This window comes from Parasphingorhabdus pacifica, assembly GCF_054779195.1.
Genome location: NZ_BAAGYS010000006.1, coordinates 647,139 through 665,569, shown reverse-complemented (window position 1 = coordinate 665,569; position 18,431 = coordinate 647,139). Strand labels below are relative to the sequence as shown.

Annotated in this window: 18 protein-coding genes; 9 read left to right on the top strand and 9 right to left on the bottom strand. The window is 69.0% G+C overall.

The window, feature by feature from the left end; all coding sequences use genetic code 11:
• Nucleotides 1-70: 70 nt before the first annotated feature.
• Nucleotides 71-928, top strand: coding sequence for an SMP-30/gluconolactonase/LRE family protein (locus ACYVAN_RS09170; protein ID WP_460957710.1), 858 nt, complete (start codon nucleotides 71-73; stop codon nucleotides 926-928).
• Between the two features lie 196 nt (nucleotides 929-1,124).
• Here the strand turns inward: ACYVAN_RS09170 and ACYVAN_RS09165 are convergent, their stop codons facing one another.
• The 6 genes from ACYVAN_RS09165 to clpS form a co-directional block, all read right to left on the bottom strand.
• Nucleotides 1,125-2,075, bottom strand: a complete 951-nt coding sequence (locus ACYVAN_RS09165) for a PLP-dependent cysteine synthase family protein (protein ID WP_460957708.1) — start codon at nucleotides 2,073-2,075, stop codon at nucleotides 1,125-1,127.
• A gap of 29 nt (nucleotides 2,076-2,104) precedes the next feature.
• Nucleotides 2,105-2,383: a MoaD family protein gene (locus ACYVAN_RS09160; RefSeq protein WP_460957706.1), complete on the bottom strand. Its 279-nt coding sequence runs from the start codon at nucleotides 2,381-2,383 to the stop codon at nucleotides 2,105-2,107.
• Between the two features lie 97 nt (nucleotides 2,384-2,480).
• On the bottom strand, nucleotides 2,481-2,936 hold the full coding sequence (locus tag ACYVAN_RS09155; protein WP_460957705.1) for a M67 family metallopeptidase: 456 nt from the start codon (nucleotides 2,934-2,936) through the stop codon (nucleotides 2,481-2,483).
• Between the two features lie 100 nt (nucleotides 2,937-3,036).
• The gene (locus ACYVAN_RS09150; protein ID WP_460957703.1) at nucleotides 3,037-4,071 is read right to left on the bottom strand and encodes a P1 family peptidase; all 1,035 of its coding nucleotides are present in this window, start codon (nucleotides 4,069-4,071) and stop codon (nucleotides 3,037-3,039) included.
• Between the two features lie 233 nt (nucleotides 4,072-4,304).
• Nucleotides 4,305-4,868 (bottom strand): DUF2017 domain-containing protein, encoded by a 564-nt coding sequence (locus ACYVAN_RS09145; protein ID WP_460957701.1) that lies wholly within the window; start codon nucleotides 4,866-4,868, stop codon nucleotides 4,305-4,307.
• Nucleotides 4,869-4,872: 4 nt separating this feature from the next.
• Entirely contained in the window at nucleotides 4,873-5,166 is a 294-nt protein-coding gene (gene clpS, locus ACYVAN_RS09140; RefSeq protein WP_460957699.1) for an ATP-dependent Clp protease adapter ClpS, read from the bottom strand.
• A 128-nt stretch (nucleotides 5,167-5,294) separates the two neighbouring features.
• Between clpS and ACYVAN_RS09135 the strand changes: the two genes are divergently transcribed.
• The 8 genes from ACYVAN_RS09135 to ACYVAN_RS09100 all read left to right on the top strand — a co-directional run bounded on the left by ACYVAN_RS09135 (nucleotide 5,295) and on the right by ACYVAN_RS09100 (nucleotide 14,127).
• Nucleotides 5,295-6,620, top strand: coding sequence for a nicotinate phosphoribosyltransferase (locus ACYVAN_RS09135; protein ID WP_460957697.1), 1,326 nt, complete (start codon nucleotides 5,295-5,297; stop codon nucleotides 6,618-6,620).
• A gap of 19 nt (nucleotides 6,621-6,639) precedes the next feature.
• On the top strand, nucleotides 6,640-7,209 hold the full coding sequence (locus ACYVAN_RS09130) for an isochorismatase family protein (protein ID WP_460957695.1): 570 nt from the start codon (nucleotides 6,640-6,642) through the stop codon (nucleotides 7,207-7,209).
• Nucleotides 7,210-7,269: 60 nt separating this feature from the next.
• A complete protein-coding gene (locus ACYVAN_RS09125) occupies nucleotides 7,270-9,492 on the top strand; it encodes an ATP-dependent DNA helicase (RefSeq protein ID WP_460957693.1) in 2,223 nt (740 codons plus the stop codon).
• A gap of 178 nt (nucleotides 9,493-9,670) precedes the next feature.
• Nucleotides 9,671-10,252, top strand: a complete 582-nt coding sequence (locus ACYVAN_RS09120) for a biotin transporter BioY (RefSeq protein WP_460957691.1) — start codon at nucleotides 9,671-9,673, stop codon at nucleotides 10,250-10,252.
• On the top strand, nucleotides 10,249-11,637 hold the full coding sequence (locus tag ACYVAN_RS09115) for an AMP-binding protein (protein ID WP_460957689.1): 1,389 nt from the start codon (nucleotides 10,249-10,251) through the stop codon (nucleotides 11,635-11,637). Before ACYVAN_RS09120 ends, ACYVAN_RS09115 begins: the two co-directional genes overlap by 4 nt.
• The gene (locus tag ACYVAN_RS09110; RefSeq protein ID WP_460957687.1) at nucleotides 11,634-12,854 is read left to right on the top strand and encodes a thiolase family protein; all 1,221 of its coding nucleotides are present in this window, start codon (nucleotides 11,634-11,636) and stop codon (nucleotides 12,852-12,854) included. Before ACYVAN_RS09115 ends, ACYVAN_RS09110 begins: the two co-directional genes overlap by 4 nt.
• Nucleotides 12,851-13,525: an energy-coupling factor ABC transporter ATP-binding protein gene (locus tag ACYVAN_RS09105; protein WP_460957685.1), complete on the top strand. Its 675-nt coding sequence runs from the start codon at nucleotides 12,851-12,853 to the stop codon at nucleotides 13,523-13,525. The genes ACYVAN_RS09110 and ACYVAN_RS09105 overlap by 4 nt, the downstream gene beginning before the upstream one ends.
• Nucleotides 13,522-14,127 carry an energy-coupling factor transporter transmembrane component T family protein gene (locus tag ACYVAN_RS09100; protein ID WP_460957683.1) on the top strand — a complete coding sequence of 202 codons (606 nt, stop codon included), beginning with the start codon at nucleotides 13,522-13,524 and terminating at the stop codon, nucleotides 14,125-14,127. Before ACYVAN_RS09105 ends, ACYVAN_RS09100 begins: the two co-directional genes overlap by 4 nt.
• Nucleotides 14,128-14,344: 217 nt before the next feature.
• Here the strand turns inward: ACYVAN_RS09100 and ACYVAN_RS09095 are convergent, their stop codons facing one another.
• The 3 genes from ACYVAN_RS09095 to ctaD all read right to left on the bottom strand — a co-directional run bounded on the left by ACYVAN_RS09095 (nucleotide 14,345) and on the right by ctaD (nucleotide 18,364).
• Nucleotides 14,345-15,133 carry a peptidyl-tRNA hydrolase gene (locus tag ACYVAN_RS09095; protein ID WP_460957682.1) on the bottom strand — a complete coding sequence of 263 codons (789 nt, stop codon included), beginning with the start codon at nucleotides 15,131-15,133 and terminating at the stop codon, nucleotides 14,345-14,347.
• 64 nt (nucleotides 15,134-15,197) lie between these two features.
• Nucleotides 15,198-16,442 carry a phosphoserine phosphatase SerB gene (gene serB / locus ACYVAN_RS09090; protein ID WP_460957680.1) on the bottom strand — a complete coding sequence of 415 codons (1,245 nt, stop codon included), beginning with the start codon at nucleotides 16,440-16,442 and terminating at the stop codon, nucleotides 15,198-15,200.
• Nucleotides 16,443-16,588: 146 nt separating this feature from the next.
• Nucleotides 16,589-18,364 (bottom strand): aa3-type cytochrome oxidase subunit I, encoded by a 1,776-nt coding sequence (gene ctaD / locus ACYVAN_RS09085; protein ID WP_460957678.1) that lies wholly within the window; start codon nucleotides 18,362-18,364, stop codon nucleotides 16,589-16,591.
• Nucleotides 18,365-18,431 lie beyond the last annotated feature (67 nt).

The window sequence follows — 18,431 nt, the reverse complement described above, 5'->3', positions numbered from 1 at the left end:
ACCCTGAGCTTCGTGTTCACCACGGTAGGGTCCGTTCGGTCACATGATCATTTGAGCTGGAGGTGGCCCCTTGTCGGCATCGGAGCGGATCGACATCGCCGTACCGGCGATGGCTCGGCTCGGGCAGGCGCCGACGTGGGACTCCGCGCTCGACAGCCTGCTGTGGGTGGACGCGCTGTCCAACACGGTCCACCGCTACGTGCCCGGGGACAAGAACCACACGATGGAGACCCCGCAGCAGGTCAGCGCCGCGAAACCACGCAGCCGCGGCGGTCTGCTGCTGCACATGACCGAGGGCCTCGCGCTCTACGAGGCCAACGGGCAGCACCGAACCTGGCTCGTGTACTGGAACCGTGACGGCTTCGTCGGCGCGGAGACCGCCGTCGATTCGACGGGGCGACTGTGGGCGGCCACCCGACGTCCCGACGAACGGGACGACGGCTGGCTGGCTCGTGTCGAACCGCACGGTGCCGCACGCGTGGTACTCCCGGGAATCGCGGGCGGCAACGGCCTTGCCTGGAATCCCGAGAGCACCCGGATGTACTTCTCCGACAGCGCGACCGGTCAGGTCGACGTGCTCGACTTCGACCCCGCCTGCGGTGCGGCCACCGGACGGCGGGTGTTCTGCTCGCTCGACGACACCGACGGGCAGCCGGCCGGGCTCTGCGTGGACGCCGACGGCTGCGTGTGGGTGACGGTGCGGGGCGCGGGCCAGGTCCGCCGGTACTCGCCGGACGGCGCGTGGGACCGGACGGTCGGGTTGCCCGTCGAGCGCCCCACCGGCTGTTGCTTCGGCGGCACGGATCTCACGGACCTGTTCGTCACCTCGGCGCGGAACGGCGTCACCGAACCGGGAGACGTGGACGGTTCGCTGCTGGTGCTTCCCGAGCTGGGAACCGGCCTCCGGGCCCACGCGTTCGCCGGCTGATCCACCCGGCACCCGCGGTTTCGGCGGCGCATCCGCGTGTGCGCGCGGGAGCGCGTGAAGGGTGCCGTCCTACGCACGGCACCCCGCCCCAGTCGCGTGGAAGACGCGATCGGGACGGGGGTGCCGTGCCAGAGTTCTTCGGTTCTCGTACGGAAGCCGCGATGGCGACCCGCGACTCGAACTCTCCGTGAGCGGGTCAGGCCCAGAGTTGGCCGTCGAGGCGCTGCGCCGCCTCGTCGAGCGTTCCGCCGTAGGCACCCGTCGAGAGGTACTTCCACCCGGCGTCGGCGACCACGAACACGATGTCGGCGGACTCGCCCGCCGCCGCCACCTTCTCGGCGATCGTCAGCGAGGCGTGCAGGACACCACCCGTGGAGATCCCCGCGAAGATGCCCTCGTTCTCCAGCAGTTGCCGGGTCCGGCGCAACGCGTCGTAGGACCCGACCGAGAACCGGCGGTTGAGCACGTCGGCGTCGTACAACTCGGGGACGAACCCCTCGTCCAGATTGCGCAGCCCGTACACGAGCTCGCCGTAGCGCGGCTCGGCCGCGACGATCTGCACACCGGGCTTCTGCTCGTGCAGGTAGCGACCGACACCCACCAGCGTTCCGGTCGTACCCAGCCCCGCCACGAAGTGCGTGACGCTCGGGAGATCCCGCAGGATCTCGGGCCCGGTCGATCGGAAGTGCGCATCGGCGTTGGCCGCGTTCCCGTACTGGTAGAGCATCACCCACTCGGGGTTCTGCTCGGCCAGTTCCTTGGCGACCGCCACCGCCTGGTTCGAGCCACCCGCCGCCGGTGAGGAGATGATCCGAGCCCCGAACGCCTGCAGCAGTTGCCTGCGTTCCTCGGAGGTGTTCTCCGGCATCACGCACACGAGGCCGTAGCCCTTGAGCTTGGCGGCCATCGCCAGCGAGATACCGGTGTTCCCGGACGTCGGTTCCAGGATCGTGCAACCGTGGGTGAGACGGCCTTCTTTCTCCGCCGCCTCGATCATCGACAGCGCAGGCCGGTCCTTGATGGAGCCCGTCGGGTTCCGATCTTCCAGCTTCGCCCAGAGCCGCACGTCGGGCGTGGGCGACAGGCTCGGCAGACCGACCAGCGGCGTATCACCCAATGCGTCCAGCAAAGAGTCGTAGCGGGCCACGATGCACCTCCTCGTGCGCGGTCAGGAAATCAGCGCATGCCGCCCGCGACCGCGGGCAGAATCGTCACGCTGTCGCCGTCGCTCACGTTGGCTTCGAGGCCACCGGAGAAGCGAACGTCCTCGTCGTTGACGTAGACGTTGACGAAGCGGTGCAGATTGCCTTCCTTGACCAAGCGGTCCTTGAGGCCGTTGTGCTTGTTGTCGAGGTCGTTGATGACCTCGGCGACCGTGTTGCCGCTCGCTTCGACCGCCTTCTTGCCGTCGGTGTGGGTACGCAGAATGGTCGGGATCGAAACGTTGATTGCCATGATGGGGAAACCCTTCTGTCCACGGGGACTTGTCGAACGAACTTGCACGCACCGCTGTTTCGCCACTACTGCCCCGCCGCGACGGGCGGGCGCGGGCTCAGTCGCGGTCGGGGACCTCGTCGGCACCGGTGTGGGCGAACATGTACGACTCCACGATCTCCACCGGCTCCTCGGCGACCTCACCGTCGACGATCCGGTAGGAGCGCAGCTCGTAAGTCTCCGGGTCACGCGTGGACACGAGCACGTAGTGCGCGTTGGGCTCGGACGCGTACGACACGTCGGTGCGCGACGGGTACGCCTCGGTGGAGGTGTGCGAGTGGTAGATCACCACAGGCTCCTCGTCCGCCTGGTCCATCGCGCGCCAGACCTTCAGCTGCTCGGAGGAGTCGAAGCGGTAGAAGGTCGGGGACCTCTCGGCGTTGACCATTTCGATCATGCGTTCAGGTCGGTCCGACCCTTCATGCCCGGCAATGACGCCACAGGCTTCATCCGGGTGGTCCCGTCGAGCATGCGCGACCATCGCTTCGACGAGGTCGCGTCGGATCACCAGCACAGGCACCATCCTACGGGCTAGACAGCGGCCTCCCACGATGTAGAACGCATCGCGCAGGCCGGCATGTTTCTTACCGGCTTCAACGTAGGACAACCATGGTTCATTCCCGTACCGAGGGGTAGGCCCGCGTGTAGGAGGTCACCTCTCCCACCGGTTCGGCGGCCAGCACCGCACGCACTATCGCGGTCGCCACCACGTCGGCGGCGACGGCGCAGAGCTCGTCGAGTTCCCCCGCCCAACCGTCCGCGCCCACCGGTCGGTCCCGTCCCCGGCCACCCGTCGCGAGGGCGAAGATCGTGTCCCCGTCGGTCATCGCGTGAGCCGGCCGGACCGCACGCGCCAAGCCGTCCTGGGCGGCCACCGCCACCCGGTCGCATTCCGCCTTGGTCAGCTCCCGGTCGGTGGCCACGACACCGATGGTGGTGTTCAGCGGGCGCCCGACCTGCCCGTGCCTACCCGGCCGATCACCGCTGCGGTCCCGCATCACGGCGACCTCGGCGGCGTCCGGGGGCCGCAGCCCGTGGCCGGTTCCCGCCCAGGGCAGTCCGGTTTCCGGATCGATCACCGAGCCTGCCGAGTTCACCGCCACCAGCGCACCGACCGTCGTACCGTCGTCGAGCACCGAGCTCGCCGTACCGGTACCGCCCTTGAGGAAGCCGGCGACCGCACCGGTTCCGGCACCCACGTTGCCTTCCCGCACCTCGGTGTCGGTGGCCGCTTCGCAGGCCCGGTGTCCGAACTCGGCATCCGGGCGGTTGCCCCAGGCACCCATCGGCAGGTCGAACAGAACCGCGCTCGGCACGACCGGCACCACCTCGCCCGGTTCCGCACCGACCTGCAGGCCGTGCCCGTGGGCTTCCAACCAGCGCATCGCGCCGTCGGCGGCGGCCAGCCCGTACGCGCTGCCACCCGAGAGCACGACCGCATGGGCTCGCTGCACCAGATGCGTCGGATCGAGGACGTCGGTCTCCCGCGTGCCGGGGCCGCCGCCCCGGACGTCCACGGCCGCCACGGCACCGTCCGGCACGAGAACGACGCTGCATCCCGTCGCCCAGCGCTCGTCCAACCGCCCGTGGTGGCCGACGCGGACACCGGCGACATCCACGATCGCATTGCGCGGCCCCGATCGCCCCACAACAACCTCCCCGCCACCCTCGACGCGCGCCGACCGGAATCACTTCAAGCGGCGCCGGCCGCCTTCACCACATACCCAGACCGGCCCCGCCGCGGGTTCTCCGGAGTCTTCTCGCGAGGACAGCTCCACCGCCGCGTATCGGCATACTCAAGACGGAGATCCCGCAGCGAGAAGACCCCGGAGGTTCCGCCACAGGACACCACACCCAACCAGAGCGGCGAGCTACCCACCATTCAGGAGGTCACGGCTTCTACCAGGCTGTCCTGTACCCAAGTCAGCCACTGGTACACGCCGAGGTGTTCGCTCCGCAGGTCGTCGTCCGGAAGATCCTCCGGCATGTCGTCGACCACGTCCAACGCGGTTCCCAGCGCCAAGCGGACGTCGTTGAGCGCGGAGAGCCAACCGTCCGCTTCCTCGGCCGTCAGCTCGACCCAGCCTCCGTCGGGCGGGCAGGTGCGCAGCACGGTCTCGGCGACACCGGTCTTGCTCTCCACCAGCTCCGGCTCGTAGATCGAGCGCATCGCACCGGTCTCGTCGGCCTGCTCCTCATCGGACTCACCGGTTTCCGGGTCGCTGCGGTAGAAGTCGGGCAGCAGCCGTCCCAGCACCCGATCCTCGGGTGGGGTGGTCGGCCCGGTCCGGATACCGGTGAGCTCGGCGAGTTCGTCCTGTGGTGAGTCGGAAGCCCGCGCGGTGAGCATGTCCTTGATCTGCCCCACCAGTCCGCGGATGACCGCTGCCTCCTGCTGGGAGAGGTCCGCCACCACGTGGCCGTTCTTGCGCGTCCAACCGTTCACAGTTTCACGAGTCTTTCTGCATGGTCGCCCAGAGGCCGGCGGCGTGCAGTTTCGTCACGTCGCCCTCGACCTTCTCCTTCGAACCCGAGGACACCGCCGCACGTCCCTTGTTGTGCACGTCCAGCATCAGTTCGGTGGCGTGGTCCTTGGAGTAACCGAACACTTTCTGCAGAACGTAGGTAACGTACGACATCAGGTTGACCGGATCATTCCAGACCACGGTCACCCACGGCTTGTCCTCGGAACCGAGTTCGCTCGGTTCGAGTTGCGCGCGCTGCAGTTCGGCGGGCGAGGTCATACTTCCATGTTCGCACGTGTGCGCCATCACCGTGTCGACCGCACTGGGCAACCCGCACAAGCCGTCCGGACCTGGAACGCGAGGTTCACCGTTCGAGCTTTCGGGGACGCACACGTAATCTTTCGGCCATGACGGCCGCAAGCACTACGGGATCGGGCACGGTCCCCGCGCCGAGCACCGCGTTGCTCACCGACCACTACGAACTCACCATGCTGGCGAGCGCGCTGCGGGACGGCACAGCGCACCGTCCGTGCGCGTTCGAGGCGTTCACCCGCCGACTGCCGGACGGCCGCCGGTACGGGGTCGTCGGCGGTGTTGAACGGGTGGTCGACGCGATCGAGAACTTCCGCTTCGACGAGCACACCCTCGCACGACTCGCCGACGACCGGATCGTCGACGACAGGACCCTGGAGTGGTTGCGGGACTACCGCTTCGAGGGAGAGGTCGACGGCTATCCCGAAGGCGAGCTGTACTTTCCCGGTTCCCCGCTGCTGTCGGTGCGCGGCACGTTCGCCGAGGCCGTGGTGCTGGAGACGGTGATCCTGTCGATCCTCAACCACGACAGTGCGATCGCGGCCGCCGGAGCACGGATGGTTTCGGCCGCCAACGGCAGGCGGATCATCGAAATGGGCTCGCGCCGCACGCACGAGGAAGCCGCCGTCGCAGCCGCCAGGGTGTCCTACCTGGCCGGGTTCTCGGGAACATCGAACCTGGAAGCCGGGCGCCGCTTCCGCATTCCCACCGCCGGTACCTCCGCGCACTCGTTCACGCTGCTGCACGATTCGGAGCGATCGGCGTTCGAATCGCAGGTGGCGACGCTGGGGCCGGGAACGACGCTGCTGGTCGACACCTACGACATCACCCGGGGAATCGAAACGGCCGTCGACGTCGCGGGCACCGGATTGGGCGCGGTCCGGATCGACTCGGGCGATGTGGGCGTGCTCGCCAGGCAGGCACGCGAGCAGCTCGACTCGCTGGGCGCCACCAACACCCGAATCGTCGTCTCCGGCGACCTCGACGAGTACGCCATCGCCGCGTTGCGGGCCGAACCGGTCGACGGGTACGGCGTGGGCACCTCGCTGGTCACCGGTTCCGGCGCGCCCACCTGCGGGATGGTCTACAAGCTCGTCGACGTGGGTGGACGGGCGGTTTCCAAGCGCAGCTCGTACAAGGAGTCGCGCGGTGGCTGCAAGGCAGCGTTGCGCAGGCACAAGGACACGGGCACCGCGCTGGAGGAAGTCGTCTACCGGACCGAGGAAGGCTTCGAGCGACCGGAGCCGGGCGCGCACGACCGATTCCTCCAGATCCCGTTGCTCCGGAACGGCAAGAGGGTCGATGGCCTTCCCTCGTTGGAGGACAATAGAGAACGGCTGCGGCACGCTCTGGTGAGTCTGCCTTGGGAGGGTTTGAAGCTCTCCAACGGAGAACCGGCGATTCCCACGGTTTTCATGTGAGCCTCACGGAGGGACAGATATGCGCAAGGCGTTGATCGTCGTCGACGTGCAGAACGACTTCTGCGAAGGCGGTGCACTCGCCGTCGCGGGTGGGGCGGGAGTCGCCAGTGCGATCTCGCGGCACTTGGGCGAACTCGACGATGTGCACGTGCTCGCCACTCGCGATTTCCACATCGACCCGGGCTCGCACTTCAGCGAGGAACCCGATTTCGTGCACTCGTGGCCGGTGCACTGTGTGGCGGGCACCACCGGTGCGGAGTTCCACCCGAATCTCGACGTCTCCCCGGTCGAGGCCGTTTTCTCCAAGGGCCACTACAGCGACGGCTATTCCGGTTTCGAGGGGGTGGACTCGGACGAGGTCACGCTGCCGCGATGGCTCGCGGACCACGACGTCGACCGGGTGGACGTGGTCGGCATCGCCACGGATCACTGCGTGCGCGCGACCGCACTCGACGCGGCCAGGGCCGGGTTGCGGACGACGGTGCTACTCGGCCTGACCGCAGGGGTCTCCCAGCAGACCGTGGACGAAGGCATGGCCGAACTCCGCTCCGCGGGAGTGAACCTCCTCGGCCATCCGGTCGTGAGCTGACCGGCCCGACTCCCGACAGCTCGTCGGCGTCGACGGTGGTGGGCGGTAGCGTCTGCAGACGTGCCGCCCTCCGCTCCGCGCTGGTCCGACCTGACCACTTTCGATTCCGACGAGTCCGACGAACTCCCACCAGAGATCGCCGCCGATCTCGCCGGTTCCGACTCCGGCGGTTCCGACTCCGGCCGGAGCGGCACGAACGGCTCGAAGCGTCGCGGAACCGAACGGCAGGCGGCGCCCGCCGCGAGCGCGTACTCCGGCGGACCGGTCACCGACCTGCCGACCCTGCTGTCGATCGCGGTGAACGCGGTGGGCGGCTCGCCCCGGGAGGGCCAGAGCCGGATGGCCGAAGCCGTCGGGCACTCGATCAGCGCGGGTGAGCACCTGGCGGTGCAGGCGGGAACCGGGACCGGCAAGTCGCTGGCGTACCTGGTGCCCGCGATCCACCACGCGATCAACGCGAACACCACCGTGGTGATCTCGACCGCGACGATCGCCCTGCAACAGCAGCTGGTCGACCGGGACCTGCCGCGGCTGGCGTCCGCGCTGGCCGGTGCGCTGGGCCGGGAACCGAGCTTCGCCATCCTGAAGGGTCGGCGCAACTACCTGTGCCTCCACCGCGTGCACGGCAACGCGCCCGAAGAGCCCGACGAGGCCGCCCTGTTCGACCCGTTCGCCGCTTCGGCACTGGAACGCCAGGTCAAGCGGCTCCGCGAGTGGTCGTCGGAAACCGACACCGGAGATCGGGACGAACTCGTCCCCGGAGTCACCGACCAGGCGTGGCGGCAGGTGTCGGTGACCGCCAAGGAATGCCTCGGAGTGCACCGCTGTCCGGTGGGAACCGACTGCTTCGCGGAGCGCGCCAAGAGCGAGGCAGGGCGCGCCGACGTGGTGGTCACCAATCACGCACTGCTGGCCATCGACGCGCTCGACGACCGTCCCGTGTTGCCGGAGCACGACGTGGTGATGGTCGACGAGGCCCACGACCTGGTCGACCGGGTGACCTCGGCGGCCACCGGAGAGCTGTCGGCGAGCGCGGTCAAGCTGGCGGCGCGCCGTTGCGGCCGCGCCATCGACCAGGAGGTGGCCGACCGGCTGGACGAGGCGGGCGACGGCCTCGAAATGATCTTGCAGGACTGCCCCGCGCAACGGCTCGACGAACTGCCCGAAGCCCTGTCCGGGGCCTTGCGATCCACCCGCGACGCCGCCTCGGCGTGCGTGACCGCGCTGGGACCGGACCGCAAGGAGGACATCGAGGGCAGCACCGCGCGCAAGCTCGCCCTGGCACTGAGCGAGGAGGTCCACGACACCGCGGTCCGCCTGCTGGACGCGTTCGACGACCCGGCCGACCAGCGGCGGGACGTCGTATGGACCACCGGCGACGCCAACCGCGCGAGCACGGTCAAGGTCGCTCCCCTCGGTGTCGGAGGCCTGCTGCGGGAACGGTTGTTCGGCCAGCGCACGACGGTGCTGACCTCCGCGACGCTGGCGCTGGGCGGCTCGTTCGACACGCTCGCCCGCCAGTGGGGCCTCCCACCGGAAAAGCAAGCCAGGGCGGTCGACGGGATGGCCACCGAGAAGGAAGCCCCCTCCGACACGAGCTCGCCGAAGTGGACCGGGATCGACGTGGGGTCACCGTTCGAGCACCAGCGCAGCGGCATCCTCTACGTCGCCCGCCACCTGCCACCGCCGGGGCGGGACGGGTTGCCCGAGCAGTACCTCGACGAGTTGACCGAACTGGTCCGAGCGGCGGGTGGCCGAACCCTCGGACTGTTCTCCTCGATGCGCGCCGCGCGGCAGGCTGCCGAAGAGCTCCGGCAGCGATTGGACACCCCGGTCCTGTGTCAGGGCGAGGACAGCACTTCGCTGTTGGTCGGCAAGTTCGCCGACGACGCGGCGACCTCGCTGTTCGGCACCCTGTCGCTGTGGCAGGGAGTCGACGTGCCCGGCGACTCCCTGCAGTTGGTGGTGATGGACCGGATCCCGTTCCCGCGACCGGACGACCCGCTGGCCTCGGCGCGGCAGAAGGCGGTCGCGGCGCACGGCGGCAACGGGTTCCTCACGGTGGCGGGTACGCACGCCGCGCTGCTGCTGGCCCAGGGTTCCGGCCGCCTGCTGCGTTCCACCGACGACCGCGGTGTGATCGCCGTGCTCGACCCTCGACTGTCGACCGCGCGGTACGGCGGATTCCTCCGGGCTTCGCTGCCCCCGTTCTGGACAACCCACGACCCGCAGGTCGTGCGGGGCGCCCTGAGCCGGCTGGACGCCGCAGCGAAGACGACCTGAACCGGCCCCCGATTCCCGCGGACCTCCCGGCCCGTCCCGGACCCGGAGGTTTCCGGTTGTGGAACCTCCACAACCACACGGCAATCTTTCTGTTCGACGGTTCGACCCGGGTACGTTGTGCCCGCCCCGCATCCGCCGTGGGGTGGGTACCCCCGAGAAATGAGGAGATTCGAGAACCGTGTCGCGAACCGCACTTCCCGCCGCGGGGTTGGCCCGCACGGTGGTCTTCGCCGCGTTCATCGCCGTGCTGGGGCTCTTCCCCGGTTTGTACCTGGGCGCCGCCGCGGTACCGGTCGTCCTGCAGAACATGGGGCCGTTGCTCGCGGGCAGCGTCCTCGGAGCACGTCGCGGGGGCGCTGCCGTGCTCCTGTTCGTCGGCTTGGTGGCGCTGGGGCTGCCGCTGCTTTCCGGTGGGCGCGGAGGCATCGCACCGTTCTTCGGGCCCAGCGGTGGTTTCGTCCTGGGGTGGGTGCTCTCCGCCGTGGTGGTCGGCTTGATCGTGCAGCGCGCGATCCCGCGCCCCGGGCTGCTGGTGCTGCTGGTCGCCAACGTGGCGGGCGTGGCGGTGGACTACCTCATCGGCATCCCCTACTGGGCCGCGTTCACCGGCGATATCGGTTCCGCCGCCGTGCAGTCGTTGGCGTTCCTGCCCGGTGATGCGATCAAGATCGTCGCGGTGTCGCTGGTCGCCGTAGCGGTGCACCGCGCCGTCCCGTCCTCGGTGGTGGGCACGCCGCGTCCGGTGGCCTCGGAGGGGTGAGCGTGCCGTTCCCGGTGCCGCCGGTCCTCGGCGATCGGATCGGCGCGAACGTCTCGTACCCGGGCGGTTCCCTCTCCGGCCGGGAGTTGTTGGCGCGCGCGTACGACGCCGCGCGGCGGCTGCCGACCGGTTCACGGATCGCGGTGGACGCCGACGATGCGCTCACCCGCCTGTGCTGGTTGCTCGGGGCCGACATCGCGGGTTGCGCGACCTTGCTCATCGAGCCCGCCTGGAGCGCGTCCGAACGGCGATCGGTGCTGGCGGACGCCCGACCGGCCATGACTGTGGGAGCCTCGTGGCCGTCGGCAGCCGTCGACACCACCGGGACCCGGTATCCGGTCGGTGACGAATCGACGCGCTTCTACCTGCCGACGACGTCCGGGAGCAGTGGCCGGCCGCGCGTGCTCGTGCGCTCACGACGTTCCTGGCTGCGCAGCTTCGAGGCTTTCGACATCGGGACGGGAGCGGACGACCGAGTCCTCGTACCGGGTCCGTTGACTTCCTCGCTGTTCCTGTTCGGTGCCGTGCACGCGTTGCACGAGGATCTCGACCTGCACCTGCTGGATCGCTGGTCGGCGGCGGACGCTGCCGAGGAGTGCCGCTGGGCGACCGTGCTGCACGTGGTTCCGGCGATGCTCTCGGCACTGGTTTCGAGATGGGAGGCCGATGCGGCGCTGCGGCACGGGTGCACGCTGCGCACGATCGCGTGCGGAGGCGCACGCGTGGATCCGGTGCTTCGGGAGCGGCTCCACCACGTGCTCCCGGACTGCGACCTCGTCGAGTACTACGGGTCGGCCGAGCACTCGGTGGTCGCGATGCACCACGGCGAGGCGATGCGCCCGGTCGTCGAGGTCGACGTCCGCGACGAACGGGGCGACTCGCTGTCCCCCGACGAGCCGGGCGTGTTGTGGGCCCGCTCGGAGCTGCTGTTCGACGGGTATCTCCGGCACGGTGAGCTCGACTCGTCCGAAACCGGGGAGGACGGCTGGTCGAGCGTCGGTGGCCAGGCCGTGCTCCACCACGACGGCACGCTGACCGTGCACGGCCGGAGCGGATCTACGATCAGCACGGGAGCCAGGCTGGTCACGGCCGAAGAGGTCGAGTCGGTGTTGCGCAGGGCGCCGGGAGTCGGCGACGTCATCGTGGCGGCGACACCCCATCCCAGGTTGGGTTCGCTGGTGACCGCCCTGATCGAAGCGGACGGTCCGCCGCCCGCGCTGCGCGCCCTGCGCGGGCTCGTGCGCGACGAGCTCGAACCGGCCAAGCGTCCCCGACGGTGGCTCGTGACCCACGAGCTGCCCCGCACCTCCGCGGGCAAGCCCGCGCGGGGACTGGTGGCCGAGAACCTGCGCACCGGCGTTCCGCCTGGGGAGCCCCTGACTTGACCGACCGAACACCCGTGGTGGTGGCAGCCCGGCGCACCCCGATCGGTGCGGCAGGCGGGTCGATGCGCCACCTCGCCGTCGATCAGCTCGCCGCACCCGTCCTCCGGGCCGTTCTCGACGACGCCGGATTCGGAGACGCCGGATTCGGAGACACCGGACTCGGAGACACCGGACTCGGAGACACCGGACTCGGAGACACCGGACTGGGAGACGCGGCCGAAGGCGCCGTCGACGACGTCCTGCTCGGCAACGTGCTCGGCCCGGGCGGGAATCCGGCTCGTGTCGCCGCGCTGCGAGCCGGCCTCGATTACCGGATACCGGGTATGACGCTGGACCGCCAGTGCGCGAGCGGGCTGAGCGCCATCACCACCGCCGCCGCCATGCTGCGGGCGGGTGTCGGTGACTGGTACCTGGCGGGCGGGGTGGAAAGCGCGTCGACAGCGCCGTGGCGCGCGTGGCGTCCCCGATCCACGACCGAACCACCCCGGTTCTACACGCGAGCACCCTTCGCACCCGCCGAGATCGGCGATCCCGAGATGGGTGCGGCCGCGGACGTGGTCGCCGCCGAGGCCGGTGTGTCCCGCGAGCGACAGGACCGCTTCGCCGCACGCAGTCACGCTCGCGCCGTCGCCGCCAGGGCCGAACACCGGTTCGCCCACGAGCTGGTCGAGACCGGCGGGGTGAACACCGACGAACGACCGCGCGAGCGGTTCACCCCCGAACGCCTCGCCCGGTTCCGGCCCGCCTTCACGCCGGACGGCACCGCGACGGCGGCGAACTCCTGCGGAATCAGCGACGCGGCCGCCGCCGTGCTCATCACCACCGAGACCAATCGGCGACGGCTCGGTCTCGACGGGATCCGGCTGGTCGACTGGCACACTGCTGGAGTCGACCCGAACCGTCTCGGCCTGGGAGCGGTCCCGGCGATGCGGACCGTCCTGCGGCGCCGCCGGACACCGGTGGACACCGTGGAGTTCAACGAGGCATTCGCCGGGCAGACCCTGGCCTGCCTGGACGCGGTCGGCATCGACGAGCACAACGCCGGTCCGGACGGCGGTGCGATCGCGCTCGGGCACCCCTGGGGTGCCTCGGGCGCGGTCCTGGTGGTGCGATTGTTCAGCAGCATCGTGCGCGGCGACGGCCCGCGCACCGGCCTGGCCGCCCTGTCGTCCGGAGGCGGGCTGGGCGTGGCGACGGTCTGGGAGCGAGTGGGTTGATCGAATTCGACGACATCGGGCACAGCTACGACGAGCATCCGGTGCTCGCCGACGTGAACCTGCGGCTGACCGAACAGCGGGTCGCGTTCGTGGGGGCGAACGGTTCGGGCAAGTCCACGCTGGCCCGCATGATCAACGGTCTGGTGGCGCCCTCGCGGGGACGCGTACTCGTCGACGGGCTCGACCCGGCGCGCGACGGCCGGGCCGTCCGGCAGCGGGTCGGATTCGTGTTCACCAACCCGGACAGCCAGATCGTAATGCCCACCGCGGGTGAGGACGTGGCGTTCTCGCTGCGCAAAAAGTCGTTGTCGAAGCAACAACGCAAGCTCCGCGCTTCGGAGATGCTCGCCGAGCACGGGCTCGCCGGCTACGAGGAGCACCCGGCCCACCAACTCTCCGGCGGGCAGAAGCAGCTGCTCGCCCTGTGCTCGATGCTGGTCCTGGAACCGGACGTGCTGGTGTGCGACGAACCCACCACGCTGCTGGACCTCTCCAACAAGCGGCATTTCATCCGGGTCCTGAAGGAACTCCCGCAGCAGGTGGTGCTGGTCACGCACGACCTCGACCTGCTGTCGGATTTCGATCGCGTCGTCGTGCTCGATCGGGGACGCGTCGTCACGGACGGATCTCCGGAAACGGCACTACCCCACTACCGCGAGCTGATCAGTTGAGCATCGTAGGCCTCTACCAACCCGGCCGGAGCCCGCTGCACCTGCTCGGGGCGGGCAGCAAGCTGATCGGTCTGCTGTCCTTCGCCGTGTTGCTGTTCGTGTTCCGGACGCCGTTACCACTGGCGATCACCGCACTGGTGGCCGTGCTCGGCTACCCGCTGGCGCGTATTCCGGCTCGACGGTGCGGGCAGGCGGCCCGGCTGGTCGTCCCGCTGCTGGTGGTGGTGTTCCTGGTGCAGTGGTGGCTGCTGGGGTTCGACCAGGCGGCGGTGGTGTGCCTGCGGTTGCTGGCCGCGCTCGCGGCCGCGAACCTGTTCACGCTGACAACCAAGGTGGACGACCTGGTCAGCGCGGTCGAACGTGGCCTCGGTCCCACCCGGCGGATCGGACTCCGGCCGGAGCGGATAGGTCTGCTCGTGGGCCTGACGCTGCAGGCGGTGGCCGTGCTCTCGTCGATCGCGAGGGAGACCCGCGAAGCGCAGATCGCGCGGGACGCCGGGGGTTCCATCCCGGCGTTCGCCGTCCCGTTCCTCGTCCGCACGCTGCGGCATTCCGACGAACTCGGCGAGGCACTGGCCGCACGCGGCGTGGACGACGACTGAGCCGTCTCGGCGAGTCCATGGGGATCCGGGACTTTTTCCCCTGTTGTGGATCAATCGTTCGCCGCATCCTCGGACGTGCCGGGAAACCGGTGACCCGTTCGAGGATGCAGTGGCCTTGACGACTTTCGGGCCGCCAACGACCTATCAGTCGCAAGACTGAGAAACATTCTCGGACGGGCCTTTTATGTGCCGGACGCCCCCGAACCGCCGGGTCCGGTTACCGCTCCGGCCACTGCGCCAGGACCGTCACCGTGCCGGGATCGACCTCGGTGAATCCGGCATCCCGCACCATCGCGACCCGTCGTTCCCGCCACGCCGACTCCGGATCGTCGCGCGGGTGCAGGCGGTCCCACTCGGCCTGTTCGGCAGTACGCACCGAGCAGCCGAATCCATCGGCCGACCAGCGTTCGAGCGCGGAATCCGAGCCGTCCCCGTGCAGCAGCGCAGCCAACATCATGCTCGCGTGACCGACCTGGGCCGCGGCCTTTCCCGCACTCATCTCGACCTCGGGGTTCAGCCACAACGTCGGCCGGTGACCGACGGGCGACCCGGGCTCGCCGGACGGCAGCTCGCTGCCGGAAATCTGCAGGCGGGTGAGTTCCTTCGGCATCTCCGAAACCCGCATCGGCAGCATCGCGCGGACCTGCGCGCCACCGACCTCCACGGTTCGGCCGGGCAACGACTGCACGGCCGCCCAATGGGCGCCGCGCGCGCGGCGGGAAACCTTGCGGATGCGCCCGGATATCCAGCCGCGCATCGCCTCGTGCCACTCCCCGCCCGGTTCGCACCGCTCATCCAGGCACACGGCCAGCGCGGAGGCGGCCGCGGCTTCCAACATCGCCGCGCGATCCGGCGGCTCCGTTCGCTCGATGCGCAGCACCATCGGCATGAGGACCACGTTCTCCGGGTCCTCGTCCGAGGTGTCCGCGGTAGCCGAGTCCGGCAGCGCGAGCCAGGAGGCGTAGCGGGCGGTCAGTGGATCCAGCACAGCAGCGACGTCGAACACGACGATGATTATCCGACGATCCCGACCCGCGTCGGCACGCAGGTCGGGACCGCGACGGACCGGATCAGAGCATCTCGGGTTCGAGCGGCACGCGCCGCAGCACACCGTCCTCGGCGTCGGCCGCCTCGACCTCGGCGCGCGTCACGCCGAGCACGAACAACACGGTGTCCAGGAACGGGTAGGACAGCGCGGTGTCGGCGACCTCGCGCAGCGCGGGTTTGGCGTTGAACGCCACCCCCAGTCCGGCGGCCGAGAGCATGTCGATGTCGTTGGCCCCATCACCGACGGCCACGCACTGCCCCGGCGGGACGCCGAACTCGTCGGCGAACCGCCGCAACGACTTCGCCTTGCCGGGGCGGTCGACGACCTCGCCCAGCACTCGGCCGGTCAACTTGCCGTCGACGACTTCGAGCTCGTTGGCCGCGCTGAAGTCCAAGCCGAGGTCGTCGACCAATTGGTCGATGATCCGAGTGAAACCGCCCGAGACGACACCGGTGTGGAAGCCGAGGCGGCGCAGCGTTCGGACGGTGGTCCGGGCGCCGGGGGTCAGTTCCAGTTCGGCGGCGACCTCGTCGAGCACGGTCGCGGGCAGGCCCTTGAGCACCTCGACGCGGCGTCGCAGCGATTCCTCGAAGTCCAGTTCACCGCGCATCGCCTGCTCGGTGACCTCGCGCACCTGGTCCTCGCAGCCGGCCTTGGCCGCCAGCATTTCGATGACCTCGCCCTGGATGAGGGTCGAGTCGACGTCGAAGACGACCAGCCGCTTGGCCCTGCGGGTCAGCCCCGCGCGTTCGACCGAGACGTCCACTCCGATGCCCGCTGCCAGGTCGGCCATCTCCGAAGTCAGCAGCGTGTCGGCATCCACACCCGATTCCGGCGCGCTGACCTGCAGCTCCAAACCGGTTACGGGGTAGTCCGCGACCCGCTTGATGGAGTCGATGTTGACGTTGATGGAAGCCAACCGGCGGGACACGTCACCGAAGTTGCGGGCGGTCACCGGCTGGCCGAGAACGACGACGACGTGGGTGGAACCGAGCTTGTCGGCTTCGTCGTCCTCCGCACCGATCCGAATGTCGACGTTCATGCCCACGGTCGCCATCGCTTGCTCGACGGCTTCCTGCAGGTGCTCGGGATCGCCCTCGATCGAAACGAGGACTCCGAGCACGAGTCGATTCCTGATAACCACCTGTTCGACATCCACGATGTCGACGTTGTGCCGGGTCAAGGCGGCGAACAGCACGGACGTGACGCCCGGCTTGTCCCTCCCGGTCACGGTGATCAGCACGGTGTTGGGATTCGACGTGCTCACGACTGACGGCTCTCCCTCTACGTGGCGGTCATACGGGGCCCAGATGTGCGAAAAGCCCTGGCGGACCGGACTTCCGGCCTGCCAGGGCTCGTCGCTGAGCTAACCCCACCTTTACACAATCGCGCGGTGCGGGGCTAGCGTCTACGTCACTTGTCCTTGGGGTCCCTGTCACCACCCTGCTCGGGCGGAACGGTCGCCTGCGCTGCTTGTTCCGACGGTGCCGCATGCGCGACCGGCTTGCCGGTGAGACCGATGTGGGCCTCGAGTCGAGCGCGCTCCACCACGTGCGGGTAGTGCAGCTCGAACGCCGGGCGCTCGGAGCGGATGCGGGGCAGCTCGGTGAAGTTGTGCCGCGGGGGCGGGCACGAAGTGGCCCATTCCAGCGAGTTGCTGTAGCCCCACGGGTCGTCGACGTTGGCTACCTCGCCGTACCGGTAGCTCTTGAAGACGTTCCACAGGAACGGCAGCATCGAGGCGCCCAGGGTGAACGCGCCCACCGTGGAAATGATGTTCAGCGAGGTGAACCCATCGCTGGGCAGGTAGTCGGCGTACCGGCGCGGCATGCCCTCGTTGCCCAGCCAGTGCTGCACGAGGAACGTGCCGTGGAACCCGATGAAGGTCAGCCAGAAGTGCAGCTTGCCCAGCCGCTCGTCCATCATCCGGCCGGTCATCTTCGGGAACCAGAAGTAGATGCCCGCGAACGTGGCGAACACGATCGTGCCGTAGAGCACGTAGTGGAAGTGGGCGACCACGAAGTACGTGTCCGACACGTGGAAGTCGATCGGCGGCATCGCCAGCAGCACACCGGTGAGGCCACCGAACAGGAATGTGACCAGGAAGCCGACACTGAACAGCATCGGTGATTCGAAGGTCAACTGCCCCTTCCACATGGTGCCGATCCAGTTGAAGAACTTGATACCGGTCGGCACCGCGATCAGGAACGTGGTGAACGCGAAGAACGGCAGCAGCACCGCGCCGGTGGCGTACATGTGGTGCGCCCACACCACGACCGACAGGGCGGCGATGCCCATCGTCGCGTACACCAGGCCGGTGTAGCCGAACAGCGGCTTGCGGCTGAACACCGGGAAGATCTCCGAAACGATGCCGAAGAACGGCAGCGCCACGATGTAGACCTCGGGGTGGCCGAAGAACCAGAACAGGTGCTGCCACAGGATCACACCGCCGTTGGCGGGATCGAACACGTGTGCACCGAGCTGGCGGTCGGCGAGAAGGCCGAGGAGCGCCGCAGTCAGGATCGGGAACGCCATCAGGATCAGCACGCTGGTCACCAGGATGTTCCAGGTGAAGATCGGCATGCGCCACATCGTCATGCCCGGAGCGCGCAGGCAGACCACCGTCGTGATCATGTTGACCGCACCCAGGATGGTGCCCAACCCGCTGACGAGCAGACCGGCGACCCAGAAGTCGGCGCCGTGCCCCGGGGAGTGAATGGCGTTCGACAGCGGCGTGTAGGCGAACCAGCCGAAGTCGGCGGCACCACCCGGCAGCAGGAACCCGGAGATCACGAGCAGCCCGCCGAAGGTGAACAGCCAGTAGCCGAAGGCGTTCAACCTCGGGAACGCGACGTCCGGAGAGCCGATCTGCAACGGCAGGATGTAGTTGGCGAACCCGAACAGAACGGGGGTCGCGTACAACAACAGCATGATCGTGCCGTGCATGGTGAACAGCTGGTTGTACTGCTCCTGGGACAAGAACTGCATACCCGGCACCGCGAGCTCACCACGGATCAGCATCGCCATCAGGCCGCCGATCATGAAGAAACCCATCGAGGTGACCAGGTAGAGGATGCCGATCTGCTTGTGGTCCGTGGTGCGGAACATCCGCGCCATGAAAGATCCCTTGACCGGCTTGTGGACCGGATCGGGGCGCGTGGCGATCGGCTGTGGCGCGACGGCCGTCACGGTGCCTCCTGCACTGAGCCTCAAGACGTACCGGGCCCGGCTTGGGCGGGCCCGCCCGACCCGGGCG